The organism is Pseudomonas sp. REP124 (genome assembly GCF_020164475.1).
In the GTDB taxonomy this organism is placed as follows: domain Bacteria; phylum Pseudomonadota; class Gammaproteobacteria; order Pseudomonadales; family Pseudomonadaceae; genus Aquipseudomonas.
Genome location: NZ_JAIQWX010000016.1, coordinates 42,928 through 66,939, shown reverse-complemented (window position 1 = coordinate 66,939; position 24,012 = coordinate 42,928). Strand labels below are relative to the sequence as shown.

The window sequence follows — 24,012 nt, the reverse complement described above, 5'->3', positions numbered from 1 at the left end:
TTGCTCCTACAAAGAGCATGCGCAAATCCCCTTGGTCAGTCGTTGTACTGACTCAACAACCGCTCAAGCCGCGCGCTCAGGCGGCGTTTGATTTCGGTTTCGATGTGCGGCGCGAAGTCGTCGATCACGTCTTGCATGATCAATTGCGCGGCGGCGCGCAGTTCGCTGTCGAGGTACAACTGGGCTTCGGCGTTTTTGTCGGCGCTCGGTGCAGGCTCGGCGGCAGCGGGCTTGGAAGGTGCGGGTTCGACGGCCGGTTCAGGTTCGCTGACGGCGTCGAACAGCATCGGAATCTGTTCCTGATCGTCCGCTTCGACCGTGTCGGTCAGCAGCGGCGGTTGCAGGTTGTCATCGCCGAGCAATTGGCGGATCGACTCGAGGTCGTCCAGCAGGTGCGCGGATTTTTGCAGCGGTTTTGGAGTGTCCATCGGAATGCTCAGAGTCGCTGTAAACGGTGATCTTGCAGAGGATAGCCCTGTTCGCGGTAGAAACGGAAACTCTCCCGCGCGGCCTGGCGAATCACCGGATCTTCGACCACCACTTCCGCCACGCGGGCGAAACGCTGGGCAAAAGCGGGGATCTTGAGGTCCAGGTTGACCAGCAAATCCTGATGTTGACCGCAATCATCGCCAATACCCAATACGATCAGCCCGTCCGGTTCGCTTTCCGCGGGGCCGTGGGGCACGAAACTTTCGCCCTTGAAGGCCCACAGGCGCGCATCCAGATCGTCGCGCTGAGCAGTGTCGCTGCAATGCAGATAGACACGGTGGCCCATGCGCCAGGCTTTTTCCGTGAGTTTGCAGGCGAAGTCCAGGCGTGCCGAAGGATCGGCGCTGGGCAGGATATAGAAGTCGACTTTGGTCATTGCAGTTCCTGAGCCAAGGGCGGCGCTGCCCGAAAGCAACGCCGCCCCGGGTCATCGGTTTCAGGCTTTGGCGCGGTCCAGCAGGTATTGGGTCAGCAGCGGAACCGGACGGCCAGTTGCGCCCTTGTCCTTGCCGCCGCTGGTCCAGGCGGTACCGGCGATGTCCAGGTGCGCCCAGTTCAGGTTCTTGGTGAAGCGCGACAGGAAGCAGGCCGCGGTGATGGTGCCGGCTTTCGGGCCGCCGATGTTGGCGATGTCGGCGAACGGGCTGTCCAGCTGTTCCTGGTACTCATCGAACAGCGGCAGTTGCCAGGCGCGGTCGTCGGCGGCCTTGCCGGCGCTCAGCAGTTGGCCGATCAGCTCGTCGTTGTTGCCCAGCAGGCCCGAAGTATGGGAACCCAGTGCAACCACGCAGGCGCCGGTCAGGGTGGCGATGTCGATCACCGCCTGCGGCTTGAAGCGCTCGGAGTAGGTGAGGGCGTCGCACAGCACCAGACGGCCTTCGGCGTCGGTGTTGAGGATTTCCACGGTCTGGCCGCTCATGGTGGTGACGATATCGCCCGGACGCGAAGCGGTGCCGCTCGGCATGTTCTCGGCGCAGGCCAGGATGCACACCAGGTTGATCGGCAGCTTGAGTTCCAGCACGGCACGCAGGGTGCCGAATACGCTGGCGGCGCCGCCCATGTCGTATTTCATTTCGTCCATGCCGGCGCCCGGCTTGAGGCTGATGCCACCGGTGTCGAAGGTGATGCCCTTGCCGACCAGCGCGTACGGCTTCTCGGATTTCTTGCCGCCGTTGTATTGCATGACGATCAGGCGCGGCGGCTGGGCGCTGCCCTGGCCGACGGCGTAGAACGAGCCCATGCCCAGCGCCTTGATCTTCTTCTCGTCGAGGACTTCGACTTTCAGATCCTTGAACTCTTTGCCCAGGTCCTTGGCCTGCTCACCGAGGAAGGTCGGGTGGCAGATGTTCGGCGGCAGGTTGCCCAGGTTACGGGTGAAGGCCATGCCGTTGGCGATCGCGGTGGCGTGGGTCACGGCGCGCTGCACTTCGGCCTGAGCGGCCTTGATGGTCAGCAGGGTGATTTTCTTCAGGGCGCGCGGTTCGGCTTTCTGGCTCTTGAACTGGTCGAACTGATAGCCGCCGTCCACCAGGGTTTCGGCTAGAAGGCGGGTCTTGCCGTAGCTGTCGCGACCCTTGACGACGATTTCGTCCAGGGCCAGCACCGCGTCGCTGCCGCCCAGGCCCTTGAGGGTGTTGAGCACGCCGGCGACGATTTTACGGAACGGGCGGTCGCCCAGTTCTTCATCCTTGCCCACGCCCACCAGCAGCACGCGTTCGGCCTTGAGGTTCGGCAGGCTGTGCAGCAGCAGACTCTGACCGGTCTTGCCGGCCAGGTCGCCGCGCTTGAGAACGGCACTGATGGCGCCGCCGCTGAGTTCGTCGAGTTGTTTGGCTGTGGCGCCCAGTTTGCGGCCTTCGCCGACAGCGACGACCAGCGTGGCGGTCTTCAATGTTTCCGCGTTAACACTTTTTACAACCAGTTCCATGTCCAGGTCCCTGAATTGATGGTCAACTCGCAAGCGCTCGACAGCGGGTGTGCGTCGCTTGCTTATAAATAGAAGGCGCCAGCGGTGTCTGGCGACGAAGGCCGCAGTTTGAACCTCGCTACCTGCGCCTGACAACCCTTGGTCATACGATTGTATGGTGGTCAACAGGCCTGTTACGGCAGGTGTCTCGATGCATTGCGAAGTGACAGGCGCACTCAATCACAGGATAATGCGCCATCTTTTTTTCGGCGGCTCTGCCCTGCGGGCTGTCTGAAGTGTTTGCTTGTTTGGCCGCCTTAGCCTGACAACCCTGGAGTGTCTGGTTTGATCGTCTTCCGTTATCTATCCCGCGAAGTCCTGTTGACCTTGAGCGCCGTCAGCGCCGTGCTGCTGGTCATCATCATGAGCGGACGCTTCATCAAGTACCTCGCGCAAGCGGCTTCGGGTCAGTTGGATCCGAGCTCGCTGTTCCTGATCATGGGCTTTCGTCTGCCGGGCTTTCTGCAGCTGATCCTGCCGCTGGGCCTGTTCCTCGGGATCCTGCTGTCTTATGGTCGCCTGTACCTTGAAAGTGAAATGACCGTGCTGTCGGCCACCGGCATGAGCCAGCAACGCCTGTTTCGCATGACCCTGTTCCCGGCCGCCCTGGTGGCGCTGGTGGTTGCATGGTTGAGCCTGAGCCTGGCGCCGCAAGGGGCCAATCAGTTCCAGCTGCTGCTGAACAAGCAGGACGCGCTGACCGAGTTCGATACTCTGGAACCCGGTCGCTTCCAGGCCCTGCGCGACGGGACCCGGGTGACCTACACCGAGCAGCTGTCGGATGACCGGGTCAATCTGGCCGGCGTGTTCATTTCCCAGAAGAACCTCTCTTCCGACCAGAAAGACCGCGGGATTTCGGTGCTGGTGGCCGAGAAGGGCCGTCAGGAAATCCGCCCCGACGGCAACCGCTACCTGATTCTCGACAACGGCTACCGCTACGACGGTAACCCGGGGCAGGCCGATTACCGGGCGATTCACTATCAGGAATATGGCGTACTGCTGCCCAAGCCGGATGTCAGCGATGAAGTGACCGACCGCGACGCCATGACCACCGCGTCCCTGCTGGGCAGTGACGACATCCGTTCGCGCACCGAGCTGCAATGGCGCCTGTCCCTGCCATTGCTGGTGTTCATCGTGACCCTGATGGCGGTGCCGCTGTCGCGGGTCAACCCGCGCCAGGGCCGTTTCCTCAAGCTGCTGCCGGCGATTCTTCTTTATATGGCTTACCTGACCATCCTGATTGCCGCTCGCGGCGCCCTCGAAAAGGGCAAGATTCCGCCCGCGCTGGGACTTTGGTGGGTGCACGGGATATTCCTGGTCATCGGCCTGGCCCTGCTCTATTGGGAGCCCTTGCAACTGAAGTTGGCGAGTCGTCGCAGCGCGCGGGAGGTGGCCCGTGGTTAAGCTCGACCGCTACATCGGTAGCAGCGTGTTCATGGCGATCCTGGCGGTACTGGGGATCATTCTCGGTCTGGCGACCTTGTTTGCGTTCATCGATGAGATGGGCGATGTCAGCGACACCTATACGCTGGTCGATGTCCTGAGTTACGTCTTGCTGACGGCGCCGCGTCGTCTGTACGACATGCTGCCGATGGCCGCGCTGATCGGTTGCCTGATCGGCCTGGGCAGTCTGGCCAGCAACAGCGAACTGACCATCATGCGCGCGGCCGGGGTTTCGGTCGGGCGGATCGTCTGGGCGGTGATGAAGCCGATGCTGGTGCTGATGGTGGTGGGGCTGTTGATCGGCGAGTACGTCGCGCCGGCCACCGAAAGCACTGCGCAGGCCAACCGTTCTCTTGCCCAGGGCAGTGGCGACGCGCAAAGCGCCAAGCACGGCCTGTGGCACCGTCAGGGCGACGAGTTCATCCACGTCAACTCGGTACAACCCAACGGCATCCTCTACGGCGTGACTCGCTATCACTTCGACAAGGAACGGCACATGTTGTCGTCCAGCTTCTCCAAGCGTGCCGAATTCCAGACCGATCACTGGCAGTTGAGCGATGTGACCACCACCTTGTTCCACGAGCGCAGCACGGAAGTGGTCAACACCCCGGTCGAGCGTTGGGACGTGGCGTTGAGCCCGCAATTGCTGAGCACCGTGGTCATGGCGCCCGAGTCGCTGTCGATCTCCGGTCTTTGGGGGTATATCCACTATCTGGCGGATCAAGGCCTGAACAATGGCCGTTATTGGCTGGCATTTTGGGTCAAGGTGTTGCAGCCGCTGGTCACCGCCGCCCTGGTATTGATGGCGATCTCCTTCATCTTCGGTCCTTTGCGCTCGGTAACCCTCGGTCAACGCGTGTTTACCGGCGTGCTGGTGGGCTTTACCTTCCGCATTGCCCAGGATTTGCTGGGGCCGTCGAGCCTGGTGTTCGGCTTCTCGCCACTGTTCGCGGTGCTGGTGCCGGCCGGGATCTGCGCCTTGGCGGGGCTCTGGCTGTTGCGTCGGGCCGGCTAAAAGCGGGCGATTTACGTCTTTTGTCTCATCTGAAAACGCCCCTGTCGCAAGACCGGGGCGTTTTTGTACCTGCCGTCTGACCTGCGAGCGTGACGCTTGCGCCGTGGATCAGGTACAATTCCCGGCTATTTTTCGGCGGGCTATGCCTGCAGCCTTTTTGAGTGTTGATCCGTGAGTGATTTGAGTCATATCCGCAATTTCTCCATCATCGCCCACATTGACCATGGCAAGTCGACGCTGGCCGATCGCTTCATCCAGATCTGCGGCGGCCTGGCCGAGCGTGAAATGGAAGCCCAGGTTCTGGACTCCATGGACCTTGAACGCGAGCGCGGAATCACCATCAAGGCGCACAGTGTCACGCTGTACTACAAAGCCCAGGATGGAATTACCTACCAGCTGAACTTCATTGACACCCCCGGCCACGTTGACTTCACCTACGAAGTCAGCCGCTCGCTGGCGGCCTGTGAAGGTGCGCTGCTGGTGGTCGACGCAGGTCAAGGCGTTGAAGCGCAGTCGGTTGCCAACTGCTACACCGCGATCGAGCAGGGCCTGGAAGTCATGCCGGTCCTGAACAAGATCGACCTGCCCCAGGCCGAGCCTGAGCGCGTGAAGGACGAAATCGAGAAAATCATCGGCATCGATGCCACCGACGCGGTCACTTGCAGCGCCAAGACCGGTCTGGGCGTCAATGACGTGCTGGAACGCCTGGTTACTACCATTCCGGCGCCGACCGGCAATATCGAAGATCCGCTGCAAGCGTTGATCATCGACTCTTGGTTCGACAACTACCTGGGCGTTGTGTCCCTGGTGCGCGTACGCCACGGCCGCGTGAAGAAAGGCGACAAGATCCTCGTCAAATCCACCGGCAAGGTCCACTTGGTCGACAGCGTTGGTGTGTTCAACCCCAAACATACCGCCACCACTGACCTGAAGGCCGGTGAAGTGGGCTTCATCATCGCCGGCATCAAGGACATTCACGGTGCGCCGGTGGGCGATACCCTGACCCTGAGCTCCACGCCGGACGTCGACGTGCTGCCAGGTTTCAAACGCATTCAGCCGCAGGTCTACGCCGGCCTGTTCCCGGTCAGCTCCGACGACTTCGAAGACTTCCGTGATGCCCTGCAAAAGCTCACCCTGAACGACTCGTCCCTGCAGTACACCCCGGAAAGCTCCGACGCACTGGGCTTCGGCTTCCGTTGCGGCTTCCTCGGCATGCTGCACATGGAGATCATCCAGGAGCGCCTGGAGCGCGAATACGACCTGGACCTGATCACCACTGCGCCGACGGTAATCTTCGAGCTGCTGCTCAAGACCGGTGAAACGATCTACGTCGATAACCCGTCGAAACTGCCGGACCTGTCTGCGATCGAAGACATGCGCGAGCCGATCGTGCGGGCCAACATTCTTGTGCCGCAGGAACACCTGGGCAACGTCATCACCCTGTGCATCGAGAAGCGTGGCGTGCAGCACGACATGCTGTTCCTCGGCAACCAGGTGCAGGTGACTTACGATTTGCCGATGAACGAAGTGGTCCTGGACTTCTTCGACCGTCTCAAATCCACCAGCCGCGGCTATGCTTCGCTCGATTACCATTTCGATCGTTACCAATCGGCTAATCTGGTGAAGCTGGACGTGCTGATCAACGGCGACAAGGTCGATGCCCTGGCGCTGATCGTGCACAAGGACAACGCGCACTACAAAGGGCGCCAGTTGACCGAGAAGATGAAAGAACTGATTCCACGGCAGATGTTCGACGTGGCAATCCAGGCCGCCATTGGTGGTCAGATTGTGGCGCGTACAACCGTCAAGGCACTCAGAAAGAACGTATTGGCCAAATGCTACGGTGGTGACGTCAGCCGTAAGAAGAAACTGCTGGAGAAGCAAAAGGCCGGTAAGAAACGCATGAAGCAGGTCGGCAACGTGGAAATTCCACAAGACGCCTTCCTTGCCGTGCTCAGGTTGGATAGTTAGGTCCTATGTCGCTAAATTTCCCGCTGTTGCTGGTTATCGCTGTATTCGTCTGCGGTCTGTTGGCGCTGCTCGATCTGCTGATCCTGGCGCCGCGTCGGCGGTCCGCCATTGCTTCCTACGAGGGCAGCGTCAGCCAGCCTGACGGGGTGGTGCTGGAGAAGCTGAACAAGGAGCCGTTGCTGGTCGAGTACGGCAAATCGTTCTTCCCGGTGTTGTTCATCGTTCTGGTGCTGCGTTCGTTCCTGGTGGAACCGTTCCAGATTCCGTCCGGCTCGATGAAACCGACCCTGGACGTCGGCGATTTCATCCTGGTGAGCAAGTTTTCCTACGGGATCCGCCTGCCGGTGATCGACAAGAAGATCATCGAAGTCGGCGAGCCACAGCGCGGCGATGTGATGGTGTTCCGCTACCCGAGCGATCCGAACGTCAACTACATCAAGCGTGTGGTCGGTCTGCCGGGTGATCAGGTTCGTTACACCGCCGACAAGCGACTGTTCGTCAATGGCCAGTCGATTGCCGAGCAACTGATCGGCTCCGAGCCGGGCACCCTGGGCAGCGCCGAGCTCTACAAGGAAAAACTCGGCGTCGCCGAGCACCTGATCCGCAAGGAAATGAGCCGCTACCGCGCAACGCCGGACCGTACCTGGACCGTGCCTGCCGGGCACTACTTCATGATGGGCGACAACCGCGACAACTCCAACGACAGTCGCTACTGGGATGATCCGAATATTCCCAAGGATCTGCTGGGCATGGTTCCCGACAAGAATATCGTCGGCAAGGCCTTTGCAGTCTGGATGAGCTGGCCGGAACCCAAACTCAGTCACTTGCCGAATTTCTCGCGGGTTGGCCTGATTCAGTAATCACACACGGCGCTGTTGAACACAGCGCCGAATGCATTTCTGGAACCGACGGATTTCGGGGCCGAAAGCATGAAGCCAATGATATTCAGGACGTTATTTTTGAACACAGCGTTAATTGTCCCAAGCCTGCGCCGCAACCCGGCGATGGCTGTGGAATCCAACCACGAACTCAGCGTGGGTAAACCGTGAGCGCCTCTCTAAGCCGTCTCGAGCGTCAGCTCGGTTACACCTTCAAGGATCAGGAACTGATGGTCCTGGCCCTGACTCACCGCAGCTTTGCCGGGCGCAACAACGAGCGCCTGGAATTCCTCGGTGACGCCATCCTCAACTTCGTCGCCGGTGAAGCATTGTTCGATCGCTTCCCGCTGGCCCGCGAAGGCCAATTGTCGCGTTTGCGCGCACGTCTGGTGAAAGGTGAGACCCTGGCCGTACTGGCCCGTGGTTTCGATCTGGGCGAGCACCTGCGCCTGGGATCCGGCGAGTTGAAAAGCGGCGGTTTCCGTCGTGAGTCGATTCTGGCCGATGCCCTGGAAGCGCTGATCGGTGCGATCTACCTGGACGCCGGCATCGAAGTCGCCCGCGAGCGCGTACTGGCCTGGCTGGCCGGCGAGTTCGAAGGCCTGACGCTGGTCGACACCAACAAGGACCCGAAAACCCGCCTGCAGGAGTTCCTGCAGTCCCGCGGGTGCGAGCTGCCACGTTATGAAGTGGTGGATATCCAGGGTGAGCCGCATTGCCGGACGTTCTTCGTCGAATGCGAAATCATCCTACTGAACGAAAAAAGCCGAGGTCAGGGTGTGAGCCGTCGTATTGCCGAACAGGTAGCGGCCGCCGCAGCACTGATTGCCCTGGGTGTGGAGAATGGCAATGACTGATACAACTGCAACTCGCTGTGGCTACGTTGCCATCGTCGGCCGTCCGAACGTGGGCAAGTCCACGTTGCTCAACCACATCCTCGGCCAGAAGCTGGCGATCACCTCGCGCAAGCCGCAGACCACTCGCCACAACATGCTCGGTATCAAGACCGAGGGCGATGTGCAGGCGATCTACGTCGACACCCCCGGCATGCACAAGGGTGGCGAAAAGGCCCTGAACCGCTACATGAACAAGACCGCTTCGGCGGCGTTGAAAGACGTCGACGTGGTGATCTTCGTGGTCGACCGCACCAAGTGGACCGAAGAAGACCAGATGGTTCTCGAACGCGTGCAGTACGTGACAGGTCCATTGATCGTCGCGCTGAACAAGACCGACCGCATCGAAGACAAGGCCGAGCTGATGCCGCACCTGTCCTGGTTGCAGGAACAGCTGCCAAACGCGCAGATCATCCCGATTTCGGCGCAGCACGGGCACAACCTCGATGCGCTGGAGAAGGTGATTGCCGAGCAGTTGCCGGAAAACGATCACTTCTTCCCGGAAGACCAGATCACCGACCGCAGCAGCCGCTTCCTCGCCGCCGAGCTGGTGCGTGAAAAGATCATGCGCCAGATGGGGGCCGAGCTGCCGTACCAGATCACCGTCGAAATCGAAGAGTTCAAGCAGCAGGGCAAGACCCTGCACATTCATGCGCTGATCCTCGTCGAACGTGACGGCCAGAAGAAAATCATCATTGGCGACAAGGGCGAGCGCATCAAGCGCATCGGCACCGAGGCGCGCAAGGACATGGAGCTGCTGTTCGACTCCAAGATCATGCTTAACCTTTGGGTGAAGGTTAAGGGTGGCTGGTCCGATGATGAGCGTGCGTTGCGGTCGCTGGGTTACGGCGATCTGTAAACCCTTTCGACATCGCACCGTAGAAACCTGTGGGAGCGGGCTTGCCCGCGATGAGGATGTAACATTCGGCAGAGATGTTGAATGTGGGTCCGCCATCGCGGGCAAGCCCGCTCCCACAATGGTTTTTGGTTACAGGTAAGATCGCATTCCTCCAGTGAGACCTCTGACTTAATGTCGCAAACCCCGCCCATCGGCCAACCCGCCTACGTCCTCCACACCCGCGCCTACCGCGAAACCAGCGCCTTGGTGGACTTCCTCACGCCGCAAGGTCGACTGCGGGCGGTGTTGCGCAGTGCGCGGGGCAAGGCCGGGACGTTGGCGCGGCCGTTCGTGCCGCTGGAAGTGGAGTTTCGCGGGCGGGGAGAGCTTAAGAATGTCGGGCGCATGGAAAGTGCCGGGGTTTCCACCTGGCTGCACGGCGAAGCGCTGTTCAGCGGGCTCTATCTCAACGAGTTGCTGATTCGTCTGCTGCCCGCCGAAGACCCGCATCCCGGCGTGTTCGATCACTACGCCGCGACCTTGCTGGCCCTGGCTGAGGGCCGGCCACTGGAACCGCTGCTGCGCTCCTTCGAATGGCGCCTGCTGGACGACCTGGGTTATGGCTTTGCCTTGAGCACCGACATCCACGGCGAGCCTATCGCGCCGGACGGTCTCTATCGCCTGCAAGTGGACGCAGGGCTGGAGCGGGTCTATCTGTTGCAACCCGGACTGTTCAACGGCGTCGAACTGCTGGCCATGTCTGAAGCCGACTGGTCCGCCCCCGGTGCGCTGTCCGCCGCCAAGCGCCTGATGCGCCAGGCGCTGGCGGTGCATTTGGGCGGTCGGCCACTGGTATCCCGAGAGTTGTTTCGAAAGCCGTAAATTCCCCGTGTATGCTGTGCACCGAACTTTCTCTTCTTCTGGAGCGCTTCCGTGACCACCAGCACCCGCATTCTTCTTGGCGTGAACATCGACCACGTCGCCACCCTGCGTCAGGCCCGCGGCACCCGCTACCCGGACCCGGTCAAGGCAGCCCTGGACGCGGAAGAGGCGGGCGCTGACGGCATCACCGTGCATTTGCGCGAAGACCGCCGGCACATTCAGGAACGCGACGTGCTGGTGCTCAGCGAAGTGCTGCAGACCCGCATGAATTTCGAAATGGGCGTCACTGAAGAAATGATGGCGTTCGCCGAGCGCGTTCGTCCGGCGCACATCTGCCTGGTCCCGGAAACCCGTCAGGAACTGACCACCGAAGGCGGCCTGGATGTGGCGGGGCAGGAAGCGCGGATCAAGGCGGCGGTGGAGCGCCTGTCGAAGATCGGTTCGGAAGTGTCGCTGTTCATCGATGCCGACGAGCGGCAGATCGAAGCGTCGCGCCGCGTCGGTGCGCCGGCCATCGAACTGCACACCGGCCGTTACGCCGATGCCGAGACGCCGACCGAAGTGGCTGAAGAGCTCAAGCGCGTCGCCGACGGCGTGGCCTTCGGTCTGGCCCAGGGCCTGATCGTCAACGCCGGCCATGGCCTGCATTACCACAACGTCGAGGCAGTGGCGGCGATCAAGGGCATCAACGAACTGAACATCGGCCACGCGCTGGTGGCGCATGCGTTGTTCGTGGGGTTCAAGTCGGCGGTGTCGGAGATGAAGGCCCTGATTCTGGCGGCTGCCGCCAAGGCCTGACCCCCGTAGGAGCGAGGCTTGCCCGCGAAGAGGCCGGATCATCCAGCCTCAATGTTGGCTGTCCTGACGCCTTCGCGGGCAAGCCTCGTCCCACCGGGTGTGTTGTTCACAAAGTCTGCATTAGTCCCATGAACCTGTGGGAGCGGGCTTGCTCGCGAAAGCGGTGGATCAGTCAACGTTGATGTCGACAGACACGACGCCTTCGCGAGCAAGCCCGCTCCCACATTTTGATTGATGGTATCTGTTAAAGCGGCGGGGTTTCCTGCGCCGGCTTGCTCTTGTCGATGCCCGGCACATGTAGGTTGCCCTCGGCCACCTGATCGCCTTCAAGCTGCGGCTGTGTGACCCAGGTCAGGATGTCGTAGTAGCGGCGGATGTTCGCCACGAAATGCACCGGTTCGCCGCCACGGGCGTAGCCGTAACGGGTCTTGCTGTACCACTTCTTCTCGGACAGGCGCGGCAGGATCTTCTTCACGTCCAGCCACTTGTCCGGATTCAGCCCTTCCTTGGCCGCCAGCTTGCGCGCGTCATCCAGGTGGCCGCTGCCAACGTTGTAGGCCGCCAGGGCAAACCAGGTGCGGTCCGGCTCCTGGATCGACTCATCCAACTGCTCCTTCATATAAGCCAGGTACTTGGCGCCGCCCATGATGCTCTGCTTGGGATCGAGGCGGTTGGACACGCCCATGGCCTGCGCGGTGTTCTGGGTCAGCATCATCAGGCCGCGCACGCCGGTCTTGGAGGTCACGGCCGGTTGCCAGAGGGATTCCTGATAGCCCACCGCCGCCAGCAGACGCCAGTCGACCTTCTCTTTCTTGGCGTAGGCCTTGAAGTGCTGTTCGTACTTGGGCAGGCGTTGCTGCAAGTGTTGGGCGAAGGTGGTGGCGCCCATGTAGCCAAGAACGTCGACGTGCCCGTAGTAGCGGTCCTTCAGACGTTGCAGAGTGCCGTTCTTCTTGACCTTGTCGAGGTACTCGTTGACCTCGTTGAGCAGGCTGTTGTCATCCCCGGCCGCCAGGGCCCAGGCCTGATCCCGGGCATCACCGAGGTCGAAGGCGACCCGGATGTTGGTGAAATACACCTGGTTCATCGCCACTTCGTTGGAGTCCACCAGGGTCAGGTCGATCTGACCTTCGTCCACCATGCGCAGGAGATCCACGACCTCGACCGCGTCGGACTCTTCGTACTCGATGCCGGGAAATTTCTGTTTCAGCTGCGCCAGCTGATCGGCGTGGGTGCTGCCCTTGAGCACCATGATCTTCTTGCCCACCAGATCCTTGGCGTCGGTCGGCCGGGACTGGCCGTTGCGATAGATGATCTGCGGGGTGACTTCAAGGTAGGAGTGGGAAAAACGCACCTGTTTCTTGCGCTCCTCGCTGCTGACCAGGCCCGCGGCGGCCAGCACCGGGCCGTTGGGCTTGCCGACCTGACTGAACAGGTCGTCGAGGTTGTCGGCGGTCTCGATCTTGAGCTCGACCCCCAGATCGTCGGCGAAGCGCTTCACCAGCTCGTATTCGAAGCCGGTTTCACCGTTGCGATCCTGAAAGTAGGTGGCGGGGCTGTTTCGGGTAACCACCCGCAGCACACCATCCTCCTTTACGCGCTCGAGGGTGTTGGGTTTATCAACACAGCCACTGAGCAACAGGAAGAGTCCGGTTGCGATCAACCATTTGGCGTATCGCGGACGCAAAGCCGTTGGGGAAAACATTTGCGCAGTATACGCAAAGGACCAGCAGCGCCATATCTCGACAGCAGTAGGCTAGTCTGCTAGAGCGTGAAAAACCGCTGTGGAGCCCGCTGGAATGGGCTTCGGCGGCGATTTGTGACAATGAAAATATCCGCGGGCAAAGGGCCTGATCGGCCCGCTTGAGCAGGCGCAATGGCCCGCCCGACGTCCGGGTGCAACCGTGCAGAGCGTTACGGCTGATTTCGTGGGCTGTTTAGGCTAGAATGCACGGCCTCAAAGCACACCCCCTTCCGAGGCTGTCCCGAAGATGTTGATCCTGCGCGGCGCTCCTGCCCTTTCTGCCTTTCGCCACAGCAAACTCCTTGAGCAACTGAGCCAGAAGGTTCCGGCTGTCAGTGGCCTGTACGCTGAATTCGCTCACTTCGCCGAAGTTACCGGCGTCCTGACCGGCGACGAACAGCAGGTGCTCGCGCGCCTTCTGAAGTACGGTCCAAGCGTTCCGGTCCAGGAGCCGACCGGTCGTCTGTTCCTGGTGCTGCCGCGTTTCGGCACCATTTCGCCATGGTCGAGCAAGGCCAGCGACATCGCTCGCAACTGCGGCCTGACCAAGATCCAGCGCCTGGAGCGCGGCATTGCGTTCTACGTGGCCGGCCAGTTCAGCGACGCTGACGCGCAACTGATCTCCGATACCCTGCACGACCGCATGACCCAGATCGTGCTGGGCAACCTGGAGCAGGCCGCCGGTCTGTTCAGCCACGCCGAGCCGAAGCCGCTGACCGCGATCGACTTGCTCGGTGGTGGCCGCGCCGCACTGGAGAAGGCCAACGTCGAGCTGGGCCTGGCCCTGGCAGAAGACGAGATCGATTATCTGGTCAACGCCTTCGTCGGCCTCAAACGCAACCCGCATGACATCGAACTGATGATGTTCGCCCAGGCGAACTCCGAGCACTGCCGTCACAAGATCTTCAACGCCAGTTGGGACATCGACGGCGAGAGCCAGGAAAAAAGCCTGTTCGGCATGATCAAGAACACCTACCAGATGCACAACGAAGGCGTGCTGTCCGCTTATAAGGACAACGCTTCGGTGATCGTCGGTTCCGTGGCTGGTCGTTTCTTCCCGGACCCTGAAACCCGCCAGTACGGCGCGGTGCAGGAGCCGGTGCACATCCTGATGAAGGTCGAGACCCACAACCACCCGACCGCGATCGCCCCGTTCCCGGGCGCATCCACCGGTTCCGGCGGCGAAATCCGCGACGAAGGCGCAACCGGTCGTGGCGCCAAGCCGAAGGCCGGCCTGACCGGCTTCACCGTATCCAACCTGCAGATCCCGGGCTTCGAACAGCCGTGGGAAGTGCCGTACGGCAAGCCTGAGCGCATCGTCACCGCGCTGGACATCATGATCGAAGGCCCGCTGGGCGGCGCTGCGTTCAACAACGAATTCGGTCGTCCGGCCCTGACCGGCTACTTCCGTACCTTCGAGCAGTCGATCACCACCCCGCACGGCGACGAAGTCCGCGGTTACCACAAGCCGATCATGCTGGCCGGCGGCATGGGCAACATCCGTGAAGAGCACGTACAGAAAGGCGAGATCGTTGTCGGCTCCAAGCTGATCGTGCTTGGCGGCCCGGCGATGCTGATCGGCCTGGGCGGCGGTGCTGCTTCCTCCATGGCCACCGGCACCAGCTCGGCGGACCTGGACTTCGCTTCGGTACAGCGCGAAAACCCGGAAATGGAACGTCGCTGCCAGGAAGTCATCGACCGTTGCTGGCAACTGGGTGACAAGAACCCGATCAGCTTCATTCACGACGTGGGCGCGGGCGGTCTGTCCAACGCCTTCCCGGAACTGGTCAACGACGGCGACCGCGGTGGCCGTTTCGAACTGCGCAACATTCCAAACGACGAGCCGGGCATGGCCCCGCACGAAATCTGGAGTAACGAATCCCAGGAACGTTACGTTCTGGCGGTCGGCCCGGCCGACTTCGAGCGCTTCAAGGCAATCTGCGAACGCGAGCGCTGCCCGTTCGCCGTGGTCGGCGAAGCCACTGCCGAGCCTCAACTGACCGTCACCGACAGCCACTTCGGCAACAGCCCGGTGGACATGCCACTGGAAGTGCTGCTGGGCAAAGCGCCGCGCATGCACCGTTCGGTCAAGCGCGAAGCGGAGCTGGGCGACGATTTCGATCCGTCGACCCTGGACATCGCCGAGAGCATCGAGCGCGTCCTGCATCACCCGGCCGTGGCGAGCAAGAGCTTCCTGATCACCATCGGCGACCGCACCATCACCGGCCTGGTTGCCCGTGACCAGTTCGTCGGCCCATGGCAGGTTCCGGTGGCCGACGTTGCCGTCACCGCCACCAGCTTCGACGTCTACACCGGTGAAGCCATGGCGATGGGCGAGCGTACTCCGCTGGCTCTGCTGGACGCTCCGGCGTCGGGCCGCATGGCCATCGGCGAAACCCTGACCAACCTCGCGGCTTCGCGCATCGGCAAGATCTCCGACATCAAACTGTCGGCGAACTGGATGTCCGCCGCCGGTCACCCGGGCGAAGACGCCCGTCTGTACGACACCGTGAAAGCGGTCGGCATGGAACTGTGCCCTGAGCTGGGCATCACCATTCCGGTGGGCAAGGACTCCATGTCCATGGCCACGCGCTGGAACGAAGAAGGCGTGGACAAGGCGGTCACCTCGCCAATGTCGCTGATCGTCACCGGTTTCGCGCCAGTGACCGATATCCGCCAGACCCTGACCCCGCAACTGCGCATGGACAAGGGCACTACCGACCTGATCCTGATCGACCTCGGTCGTGGCCAGAACCGCATGGGTGCCTCGATCCTCGCCCAGGTTAACGGCAAGCTCGGCAAGCAGGCTCCGGACGTCGATGACGCCGAAGACCTCAAAGCCTTCTTCGCGGTGATCCAAGGCCTCAACGCCGACGGTCACCTGCTGGCTTACCACGACCGTTCCGACGGCGGTCTGCTGACCAGCGTCGTGGAAATGGCCTTCGCCGGTCACTGCGGCCTGAACCTGAACCTCGACGGCCTGGCGGAAACTTCCGCCGACATCTCTGCGATCCTGTTCAATGAAGAACTGGGTGCGGTGATTCAGGTTCGCCAGGACGCCACGCCGGACATCCTCGCGCAGTTCAGCGCAGCCGGTCTGGGCGACTGCGTATCGGTAGTCGGTCAGCCGATCAACAATGGTCAGATCAACATCACCTTCAACGGCGAAACCGTGTTCGAAGGCCAGCGTCGTCTGCTGCAACGCCAGTGGGCCGAGACCAGCTACCAGATCCAGCGTCTGCGTGACAACGCCGACTGCGCCGATCAGGAATTCGATGTCTTGCTGGAAGAAGACAACCCGGGCCTGAACTTTAAGCTCAGCTACGACGTGAACCAGGACGTCGCCGCGCCTTACATCAAGAAAGGCATTCGTCCACAGGTTGCCGTACTGCGTGAGCAGGGCGTCAACGGTCAGGTGGAAATGGCGGCTGCGTTCGACCGCGCCGGTTTCAACGCGATCGACGTGCACATGAGCGACATTCTGGCCGGCCGTGTCGACCTGAACGACTTCAAGGGCATGGTCGCTTGCGGCGGCTTCTCCTACGGTGACGTACTGGGCGCCGGTGAAGGCTGGGCCAAGTCGGCGCTGTTCAACAGCCGCGCCCGCGATGCGTTCCAGGGTTTCTTCGAACGTAACGACAGCTTCACCCTCGGTGTGTGCAACGGTTGCCAGATGATGTCCAACCTGCACGAGCTGATTCCGGGCAGCGAGTTCTGGCCGCACTTCGTGCGTAACCGTTCCGAGCAGTTCGAAGCTCGCGTGGCGATGGTGCAGATCCAGGAATCGAACTCGATCTTCCTGCAAGGCATGGCCGGTTCGCGTATGCCGATCGCCATCGCTCACGGTGAAGGCCATGCGGAATTTGCCAGCGAAGAAGCTCTGCTGGAAGCCGATCTGTCCGGTTGCGTGGCGATGCGTTTCGTCGACAACCACGGCAAGGTCACCGAAAGCTACCCGGCCAACCCGAACGGCTCGCCGCGCGGGATCACCGGCCTGACCAGCCGCGACGGTCGCGTGACCATCATGATGCCGCACCCGGAGCGTGTGTTCCGCGCCGTGCAGAACTCGTGGCGTTCGGATGACTGGAACGAAGACGCACCTTGGATGCGTATGTTCCGTAATGCTCGTGTGTGGGTTAACTAAGGGCTGTGTACAAGCTCAGCTTTTTCGTTCCCGACAGCCATGTCGAGACGGTTAAAAGCGCTGTATTCGCTGCCGGTGGCGGACGGATCGGCGCTTACGACCACTGCGCCTGGCAGGTGTTGGGCCAGGGCCAGTTTCGACCATTGGACGGCAGCCAGCCGTTCATTGGCGAAGCAGGGCAGGTCGAACGGGTCGAGGAGTGGAAGGTTGAGCTGGTGGTGGCCGATGAGCTGATTCGCCCGGTAGTGGCGGCGCTGAAACAGAGCCACCCCTATGAGACACCGGCTTATGAAGTGTGGCGGTTGGAGGATTTCTGATTCTCTGGCTGCAAAAAAGAAAACCCGCTGGAAGTGATTTCAGCGGGTTTTTTTATGTCCGGGATTTGTGGTGATGGTGACGGCCCTATCGCGGGCAAGCCCGCTCCCACAAGTATTTCGGTTGGTTGCAGAATTTGCATACACCCTCAGAACCTGTGGGAGCGGGCTTGCCCGCGATGAGGCCCGCCCAGCCAACATCCATCTACACCTTGGCGCTGACTTCGCTGCGATTGACCAACACTTGCAGCGCATCACTCAGGCTTGAGGCCTTGTCACCTACCAGCAGGTGGCAGATCCCGTCTTCTAGCTGGCTCACACCCAGGCATCCCAGCGCCTTCAAGTCGCACTCGGACAATGCTTTGCCATCCGCCAGTTGCAGGCGAATTCGGGTCATGGCCACGCAATCCAGTTGCAGCACATTGTCGCCACCGCCGAAGGCATGCAGCCATTGGCGGGCTTCGGACGCTGCTACGGTCACTGCCTGCGGTTCGTCGACGCTGACTGCCGGAGTCGCGATCAGCGCCCGTCCCAACGCCGGCATCGCCAGGCGAATCTCATCGGCGATGCTGTCGGCCATCGGCCCAACCACCACCTGCAAGCTGCCACCCTTGCCCGGCCGCACCACTGCCATGGCGCCCAGCGCCTTGAGGTCCGCATCCGAGGCCTTGTTGCGATCGACCATATCCAGACGCAGGCGCGTGGTGCAGGCGCCGACGGTGATCAGGTTTTCCGCGCCACCCAATGCCTTGATGTAGGCTCCGGCACGGTCGCTTTGCGCCACTGCGGCTTTCTCCACCGTGGCGCTGTCTTCACGCCCCGGGGTCTTGAGGTTGAAGCGACGAATGCAGAAGTCGAACACCAGGTAGTAGACCACCGCATAGGCCAGTCCCACTGGAATCACCCGCCAGCCGTTGGTGGATTTGCCCCAGCCAAGAACCATGTCGATGAAGCCGCCGGAGAAGGTGAACCCCAGGTGAATGTTCAAAAGGTTGGTGACGGCCATGGACAGGCCGGTCAGCAGCGCGTGCAGCAGGAACAGCAGCGGCGCAAGGAACATGAAGGCGAATTCGATCGGCTCGGTGACGCCGGTCAGGAATGAGGTCAGGGCCATCGACAGGAGAATCCCGCCCATGATCTTGCGGCGTTCCGGCAGGGCGTTGCGGTACATCGCCAGGCACGCGGCAGGCAGGCCGAACAGCATCACGGGGAACATGCCGGTCATGAACTGGCCGCCTTTGGGGTCGCCGGCAAAGTAGCGCGACAGGTCGCCGGTGACCATGGCGCCGGTACTCGGGTCGGTGAAGTTGCCGAACACGAACCAGGCCATGTTGTTGAGGATGTGGTGCAGGCCGGTGACGATCAGCAGGCGGTTGAACACGCCGAACACGAACGCACCAATGCTGCCGCTCTCCAGCAGCAGGGCACCGAAGCTGTTGATGCCGTGCTGGATCGGCGGCCAGATCAGGCCGAACACCACGCCCAGGCCGACCGCGCTGAAACCGGTGACGATGGGCACGAAACGCCGGCCGCCGAAGAACGCCAGGTACTCCGGCAGCTTGATGTCCTTGAAGCGGTTGTACAGCGCGCCGGCCATCAGGCCGCTGATGATCCCGGCGAGCATGCCCATGTTGATGCTGTTATCGAGCACCTTGAGCGTGGACACCATCACCAGATAACCAATGGCGCCGGCCAGCCCCGCCGTGCCGTTGTTGTCCTTGGCAAAGCCCACCGCGATGCCGATGGCGAAGATCAGCGCCAGGTTGGCGAAAATCACCTGACCGGCATCGTGGATGATCGCGATGTTCAAAAGGTCCGTGTCGCCCAGGCGCAGCAACAGGCCGGCAATCGGCAGGATCGCGATCGGCAGCATCAGTGCGCGGCCGAGGCGCTGCAGGCCTTCGATGAAGAGTTGGTACATGGCGCTTCTCCTTATTGTTCTTGTTCAGCTCAGAGGCCAGTGTTGGTGACAGGCGTGACGCACCGCCGAGGCGCTGCTCAGCTTGAGCAGGTCCTGGCTGATGCGCCGGCATTCGCTGGCGTCGAGGTGGCGCACGCGATCCTTGATCTCTCCGATCTGCACCGGGCTCACCGACAGTTCGCTCACGCCCAGGCCGATTAGTAGGGGCGTCGCTAACGGATCGGAGGCCAGCGCGCCGCAAACGCCGACCCAGCGACCGTGCTGCGCGGCACCGGCGCAGGTTTGGGCGATCAGGCGCAGCAGCGCCGGATGCAGGGCATCGACCCGCGAGGCGAGGCCGGCGTGGTCGCGGTCCATGGCCAGGGTGTATTGCGACAGGTCATTGGTGCCGATGGACAGGAAGTCCGCGTGTTCCGCCAGTTGCTCTGCCAACAGGGCTGCGGCCGGTACTTCGATCATCACCCCCAGCTCTGGACGTTCGCTCAAGCCCAGTTCAGTGCACAGGGCATCGAGGCGCTGGCGGATGTGCAGCAGCTCATCGACCTCGGTGACCATCGGCAACAAAATTCGGCAACGGGACAACGGCGTGACGTGCAGCAGGGCGCGCAGTTGCTGGTCGAGCAGTTCCGGCCGGGCCTGGGCCAGACGGATGCCGCGCAGGCCGAGCACCGGGTTCGCCTCGACCGGCAGCGGCAGATAGTCGAGCTGCTTGTCGCCGCCGACGTCGATGGTGCGGATGATCACCGAGCGCTCGCCCATGGCGTCGAGCACCGCTTGATAGGCGCGCTGTTGTTCCGGTTCGTCCGGCGCGGTCTGGCGGTCGACGAACAAGAACTCGGTGCGCAGCAGGCCGACGCCGTCGGCGCCGTTGGCCAGGGCATCCGCCGCTTCGGCACGTGAGGCGACGTTGGCGGCAACTTCGATGCGCAGGCCGTCCCGGGTTTGCGCCGGGACATGGGCCTGACGCTGCTGCTCGGCACGGCGCTGTTGCCGATCGAGCTGCGCCTGATGCACCTGGTCCAGGCGTTCGGCGCTCGGCGTCAGTTCCAGACGACCACCGTCGGCGTCCAGCACCACCGCCTGACCTTGTTCCTGATCCAGCAGTGCTGAGCCGAGGGCGACCAGGCACGGCAGGCCTTTGCCCCGGGCCAGAATCGCCACATGGGAAGTGGCGCCGCCTTCGGCCATGCACAACCCGGCGACACCTTGCTGCGACAGTTGCAGCAGATCGGACGGGGTCAGTTCGTGAGCGGCGACGATGGCGCCCGGCGCTATGTCGTAATTCCAGGCTTCACCGAGCAGGGCGCGCAGCACCCGTTGCTTGAGGTCGCGCAGGTCGTTGGCGCGTTCGGCCAGCAGTGCGCTGCCCAATTGCAGGAGCACCTCGCACTGCGCTTCGATGGATTGGCTCCAGGCGTGGGTCGCGGCGACGCCCTGGTCGATGGACAGGTCGGCCGCATCCAGCAGGGCCGGGTCTTCGAGCAGAGCGAGGTGGGCGGCGAAGATCGCCTCTTCGTCGGTGTTCTTGTGCTTTCTGGCCTGGGTCAGGGTGGCGGCAATTTCGCTGCGGACCTGGCTCAGTGCGGCGTCCAGCGCCTTATGTTGCTGTGCCGGATCATTGTCCCCGGTGTCTAACGGAAGGCTGATCGCATTCAGGCGAACCAGCGGTCCGCCGACCAGACCCGATGCGGCGCAGACACCGTTCAGCACGCCGGCTTCTACCTCCCGATTGCGCTGCGGCACAGGCGCCGGCGCGGCGGCGTGATGGTCTTCCGGCAGGGCTGTGGATAACGCGATCAACAGCGCCTGGAGCGCGGCTTCGGCGTCCGGGCCCTTGCAGCTGACTTGCACTTCGTTCTGCTCGCCGATGGCCAGGCCCATCAGTCCGATCAGGCTCTCGCAGCTCGCCGATTTCCCGGCGAAATGCAGCTGCGACTTGCTCCTGAAACCTTGCGCGGTCTGCCGGATCAGCGCCGCTGGCCGCGCATGCAGGCCGCCGCGATGGGCGACTTGGATATGGCCGATCTGCTCTTCGCCGAGCAGTTCTTCGTTGGCGGTCGCGCCGCTGCCCTGGCGGCGAATGATGTGCAGCAACGGCTCGCCTACTTTCACCGACTTGAGGGTGATGGGGCGGGCCTGGAAGTCCTGGCTGTTGGTGAGAATCAGCAGGCTGACCAGGCTTTTGCAGCGTTGCGCCACTCGGTCCTGTTCGTAGCGCAGCAGCGGCTGGCCATTGGCGACCCGCGCGCCTTCCTGGACCAGCATCGTAAAGCCCTGGCCTTGCAGCTCCACCGTGTCTAGACCCAGGTGCAGCAGCAGTTCGGCGCCGTTGTCGGCGCGCAGGGTCACGGCGTGGCCGGTACGCGCGACGTGCACCACCACGCCGGCGCAGGGCGCGTGCAGGGTGTCGTTCAACGGATCGATGGCGATCCCGTCGCCCATCGCGCCGCTCGCGAACACCGCATCCGGGACTTTGGCGAGCGTGAGCACCGGGCCGCTGAGCGGGGCGCTGAGGGTCAGCTCTTTATTGTTGTTGTGCATGGCTCGGTCTCATCAGGAAAAACGACGGTTCGGGATGACTCAATGCGTACGCGTGACTTTGCTCAGGTGCCGTGGCTGGTCCGGGTCCATGCCCCGTGCGACAGCCAGGCCCGCGGCCATGACGTAGAAGCTCTGGATGGCCAGGATCGGGTCGAGGGCCGGGTGTTCGGCGCGGGTCAATGTCAGATCGCGTTCGCTCACGTCGTCCGGTGCCGCCAGCAGAACCCGGGCGCCGCGCTGGCGCATGTCCGCCGCCAGGCTCAGCAGGCCGGCCTGTTCGGCGCCGCGTGGGGCGAAGACCAGCAGCGGGTATTGCTCGCCGATCAATGCCATCGGACCGTGGCGGACTTCGGCGCTGCTGAAGGCTTCGGCCTGGATCGCCGAGGTTTCCTTGAACTTGAGCGCGGCTTCCTGGGCGATGGCGAACCCGGCGCCACGGCCGATCACCATCAGGCGCTCGCAGTCGCGCAGGGCTTCAATGGCCAGGCTCCAGTCCTGCCGAGCGGCATTGCGCAGGCCTTCGGGCAGGGCGCGGCCGGCTTCCAGCAGTTCGGCGTCTTCTTTCCAGTGCTCGATCAGGCGGGCGCTGGCGCTGAGGGTGGCGATGAAGCTTTTGGTCGCGGCGACGCTGCTTTCAGTGCCGGCCAATAAGGGCAGGCTGAATTCGCAGGCCGCTTCCAATGGCGAGTCGGCGGCATTGACCATGGCGATGCTCAGCGCGCCGCGCTTGCGCAACAGGCGCAGGCTGTTGACCAGATCCGGGCTTTGGCCCGACTGCGAAAAGGCGAACGCCACCTGGCCGCTGACCTTCAATGGCGCCTGTTGCATGGTCACCACCGACATCGGTAGCGAGGCCACCGGAATGCCCAGCAACTGCATGGTCAGGTAGGCGAAGTAGCTGGCGGCGTGATCGGAGCTGCCTCGGGCCACGGTCATGGCCACTTGCGGTGGCTGGCGGCGCAGGCGGCCGGCGATCTCGATCATCTGCCCGTCGAGCTGTTGCAGTTGGGCGTGCACGGCCTCGAACGAGGACAGCGCCTCCTCAAGCATTTTTGAAGTCAATGTCTTCTCCTTCGACCATGACGGCGGTCAGTTTCAGTGAGCGATCCAGCCGCACGCAGTCGGCCCAGGCGCCGGGCTGCAGACGCCCGCGTTCGTTGAGGCCGAGGTAATCGGCGGGAAATTGCGACAGGCGTTGCGAGGCTTCGGCGATGGGCAGGCCGATCTTCACCAGGTTGCGCAGGGCCTGATCCATGGTCAGGGTGCTGCCGGCCAGGGTGCCGTCGGGCAGGCGCACGCCGCCCAGGCATTTAGTCACGGTGTGGCTGCCAAGCTTGTATTCGCCGTCGGGCATGCCCGCGGCGGCGGTGGAATCAGTTACGCAATACAGGCACGGGATCGAACGCAGGGCCACGCGGATCGCGCCGGGGTGCACGTGCAGCAGGTCCGGAATCAGCTCGGCGTACTGCGCATGGGCCAGCGCCGCGCCGACGATTCCGGGTTCGCGGTGATGCAGCGGGCTCATGGCGTTGTAGAGGTGGGTGAAGCTGGTGGCGCCGGCCTCGAGCGCGGCGACGCCTTCTTCATAGCTGCCCAGGGTATGGCCGATCTGCATACGGATGCCGCGGGCGCTGAGATTGCGGATCAGTGCATCGTGGCCGGCGATTTCCGGAGCGATGGTGATCACCCGGATCGGCGCCAGGGCCAGGTATTCCTCGACTTCGGCCAGCAGTGCGGTGTGGGCGAAATTGGGTTGGGCGCCGAGTTTTCCCGGATTGATGTAGGGGCCTTCCAGGTGCACGCCGAGAACCCGGGCGCTGCCTTTCCCACGCTGCTCACAGAATTCGCCTACAGCCTTGAGCACCTTCGAGATCTCTTCGCTCGGCGCAGTCATGGTGGTGGCCAGCAGCGAGGTGGTGCCGAAGCGCACGTGGGTCTTGCAGATGGTTTCAAAGGCGGGCGCGCCTTCCATGATGTCCTTGCCGCCACCGCCGTGAACGTGCAGGTCGATGAAGCCCGGCAGCAGGTAGGGCAGGTCGTTGTCCGCCGGGTCGCAGGGCGAGCCTTCGATGGACACTACCTTGCCGTGTTCGTGGACCAGCCGGCCGCGAACCCAGCCTTGGGCGGTGAGGATGTTGTCTTCGGACATGATCGGTTCTCGGTGTTGAGCGGTGC

Annotated in this window: 18 protein-coding genes; 10 read left to right on the top strand and 8 right to left on the bottom strand. The window is 62.5% G+C overall.

What is annotated here, in order from left to right; all coding sequences use genetic code 11:
• Positions 1-35 precede the first annotated feature (35 nt).
• The 3 genes from K9857_RS06490 to K9857_RS06480 are packed head-to-tail and all read right to left on the bottom strand — an operon-like array spanning position 36 to position 2,416.
• Complete coding sequence (locus K9857_RS06490; RefSeq protein ID WP_224534066.1) at positions 36-428, bottom strand: DNA polymerase III subunit chi; 393 nt, start codon at positions 426-428, stop codon at positions 36-38.
• Positions 429-436: 8 nt separating this feature from the next.
• Positions 437-865, bottom strand: coding sequence for a DNA polymerase III subunit chi (locus K9857_RS06485; RefSeq protein ID WP_224534065.1), 429 nt, complete (start codon positions 863-865; stop codon positions 437-439).
• A 60-nt stretch (positions 866-925) separates the two neighbouring features.
• Positions 926-2,416, bottom strand: coding sequence for a leucyl aminopeptidase (locus K9857_RS06480; RefSeq protein WP_224534064.1), 1,491 nt, complete (start codon positions 2,414-2,416; stop codon positions 926-928).
• Positions 2,417-2,740: 324 nt separating this feature from the next.
• Between K9857_RS06480 and lptF the strand changes: the two genes are divergently transcribed.
• The 8 genes from lptF (at position 2,741) to pdxJ (ending at position 11,173) form a co-directional block, all read left to right on the top strand.
• Entirely contained in the window at positions 2,741-3,859 is a 1,119-nt protein-coding gene (gene lptF / locus K9857_RS06475) for an LPS export ABC transporter permease LptF (RefSeq protein ID WP_224534063.1), read from the top strand.
• Positions 3,852-4,913 (top strand): LPS export ABC transporter permease LptG, encoded by a 1,062-nt coding sequence (gene lptG, locus K9857_RS06470; RefSeq protein ID WP_224534062.1) that lies wholly within the window; start codon positions 3,852-3,854, stop codon positions 4,911-4,913. The genes lptF and lptG overlap by 8 nt, the downstream gene beginning before the upstream one ends.
• Positions 4,914-5,084: 171 nt before the next feature.
• Positions 5,085-6,884: a translation elongation factor 4 gene (gene lepA, locus K9857_RS06465; protein WP_224534061.1), complete on the top strand. Its 1,800-nt coding sequence runs from the start codon at positions 5,085-5,087 to the stop codon at positions 6,882-6,884.
• 5 nt (positions 6,885-6,889) lie between these two features.
• On the top strand, positions 6,890-7,744 hold the full coding sequence (gene lepB / locus K9857_RS06460) for a signal peptidase I (protein WP_224534060.1): 855 nt from the start codon (positions 6,890-6,892) through the stop codon (positions 7,742-7,744).
• A 185-nt stretch (positions 7,745-7,929) separates the two neighbouring features.
• Positions 7,930-8,619 carry a ribonuclease III gene (gene rnc, locus K9857_RS06455; protein ID WP_110966515.1) on the top strand — a complete coding sequence of 230 codons (690 nt, stop codon included), beginning with the start codon at positions 7,930-7,932 and terminating at the stop codon, positions 8,617-8,619.
• The gene (gene era, locus K9857_RS06450) at positions 8,612-9,514 is read left to right on the top strand and encodes a GTPase Era (RefSeq protein WP_224534059.1); all 903 of its coding nucleotides are present in this window, start codon (positions 8,612-8,614) and stop codon (positions 9,512-9,514) included. The genes rnc and era overlap by 8 nt, the downstream gene beginning before the upstream one ends.
• 171 nt (positions 9,515-9,685) lie before the next feature.
• Positions 9,686-10,375 carry a DNA repair protein RecO gene (gene recO / locus K9857_RS06445; RefSeq protein WP_224534058.1) on the top strand — a complete coding sequence of 230 codons (690 nt, stop codon included), beginning with the start codon at positions 9,686-9,688 and terminating at the stop codon, positions 10,373-10,375.
• Between the two features lie 51 nt (positions 10,376-10,426).
• On the top strand, positions 10,427-11,173 hold the full coding sequence (gene pdxJ / locus K9857_RS06440) for a pyridoxine 5'-phosphate synthase (protein WP_224534057.1): 747 nt from the start codon (positions 10,427-10,429) through the stop codon (positions 11,171-11,173).
• Between the two features lie 244 nt (positions 11,174-11,417).
• Here the strand turns inward: pdxJ and mltF are convergent, their stop codons facing one another.
• On the bottom strand, positions 11,418-12,878 hold the full coding sequence (mltF, locus tag K9857_RS06435; RefSeq protein ID WP_224534056.1) for a membrane-bound lytic murein transglycosylase MltF: 1,461 nt from the start codon (positions 12,876-12,878) through the stop codon (positions 11,418-11,420).
• Positions 12,879-13,164: 286 nt separating this feature from the next.
• On the opposite strand from mltF, the gene purL reads away from it, so the two are divergent.
• Together purL and K9857_RS06425 are read left to right on the top strand one after the other, a co-directional pair.
• On the top strand, positions 13,165-17,061 hold the full coding sequence (gene purL, locus K9857_RS06430) for a phosphoribosylformylglycinamidine synthase (protein WP_224534055.1): 3,897 nt from the start codon (positions 13,165-13,167) through the stop codon (positions 17,059-17,061).
• 5 nt (positions 17,062-17,066) lie between these two features.
• The gene (locus K9857_RS06425; RefSeq protein ID WP_175375227.1) at positions 17,067-17,378 is read left to right on the top strand and encodes a YqfO family protein; all 312 of its coding nucleotides are present in this window, start codon (positions 17,067-17,069) and stop codon (positions 17,376-17,378) included.
• A 202-nt stretch (positions 17,379-17,580) separates the two neighbouring features.
• On the opposite strand, the gene nagE is transcribed toward K9857_RS06425, so the two are convergent.
• The 4 genes from nagE to nagA are packed head-to-tail and all read right to left on the bottom strand — an operon-like array spanning position 17,581 to position 23,986.
• Positions 17,581-19,296, bottom strand: coding sequence for an N-acetylglucosamine-specific PTS transporter subunit IIBC (gene nagE / locus K9857_RS06420; RefSeq protein WP_224534054.1), 1,716 nt, complete (start codon positions 19,294-19,296; stop codon positions 17,581-17,583).
• A gap of 24 nt (positions 19,297-19,320) precedes the next feature.
• Positions 19,321-21,837: a phosphoenolpyruvate--protein phosphotransferase gene (gene ptsP / locus K9857_RS06415; RefSeq protein WP_224534053.1), complete on the bottom strand. Its 2,517-nt coding sequence runs from the start codon at positions 21,835-21,837 to the stop codon at positions 19,321-19,323.
• Between the two features lie 39 nt (positions 21,838-21,876).
• A complete protein-coding gene (locus tag K9857_RS06410) occupies positions 21,877-22,899 on the bottom strand; it encodes an SIS domain-containing protein (protein WP_224534052.1) in 1,023 nt (340 codons plus the stop codon).
• On the bottom strand, positions 22,880-23,986 hold the full coding sequence (gene nagA / locus K9857_RS06405) for an N-acetylglucosamine-6-phosphate deacetylase (RefSeq protein ID WP_224534051.1): 1,107 nt from the start codon (positions 23,984-23,986) through the stop codon (positions 22,880-22,882). The genes K9857_RS06410 and nagA overlap by 20 nt, the downstream gene beginning before the upstream one ends.
• Positions 23,987-24,012 lie beyond the last annotated feature (26 nt).

Excerpts from the sequence above, each read along its gene's own strand:
- K9857_RS06490 (WP_224534066.1), bottom strand. The coding sequence starts at position 428 with ATGGACACTCCAAAACCGCTGCAAAAATCCGCGCACCTGCTGGACGAC.
- K9857_RS06485 (WP_224534065.1), bottom strand. The coding sequence starts at position 865 with ATGACCAAAGTCGACTTCTATATCCTGCCCAGCGCCGATCCTTCGGCA.
- K9857_RS06480 (WP_224534064.1), bottom strand. The coding sequence starts at position 2,416 with ATGGAACTGGTTGTAAAAAGTGTTAACGCGGAAACATTGAAGACCGCC.
- lepB (WP_224534060.1), top strand. The coding sequence starts at position 6,890 with ATGTCGCTAAATTTCCCGCTGTTGCTGGTTATCGCTGTATTCGTCTGC.
- era (WP_224534059.1), top strand. The coding sequence starts at position 8,612 with ATGACTGATACAACTGCAACTCGCTGTGGCTACGTTGCCATCGTCGGC.
- recO (WP_224534058.1), top strand. The coding sequence starts at position 9,686 with ATGTCGCAAACCCCGCCCATCGGCCAACCCGCCTACGTCCTCCACACC.
- mltF (WP_224534056.1), bottom strand. The coding sequence starts at position 12,878 with ATGTTTTCCCCAACGGCTTTGCGTCCGCGATACGCCAAATGGTTGATC.
- purL (WP_224534055.1), top strand. The coding sequence starts at position 13,165 with ATGTTGATCCTGCGCGGCGCTCCTGCCCTTTCTGCCTTTCGCCACAGC.
- nagE (WP_224534054.1), bottom strand. The coding sequence starts at position 19,296 with ATGTACCAACTCTTCATCGAAGGCCTGCAGCGCCTCGGCCGCGCACTG.
- ptsP (WP_224534053.1), bottom strand. The coding sequence starts at position 21,837 with ATGCACAACAACAATAAAGAGCTGACCCTCAGCGCCCCGCTCAGCGGC.
- nagA (WP_224534051.1), bottom strand. The coding sequence starts at position 23,986 with ATGTCCGAAGACAACATCCTCACCGCCCAAGGCTGGGTTCGCGGCCGG.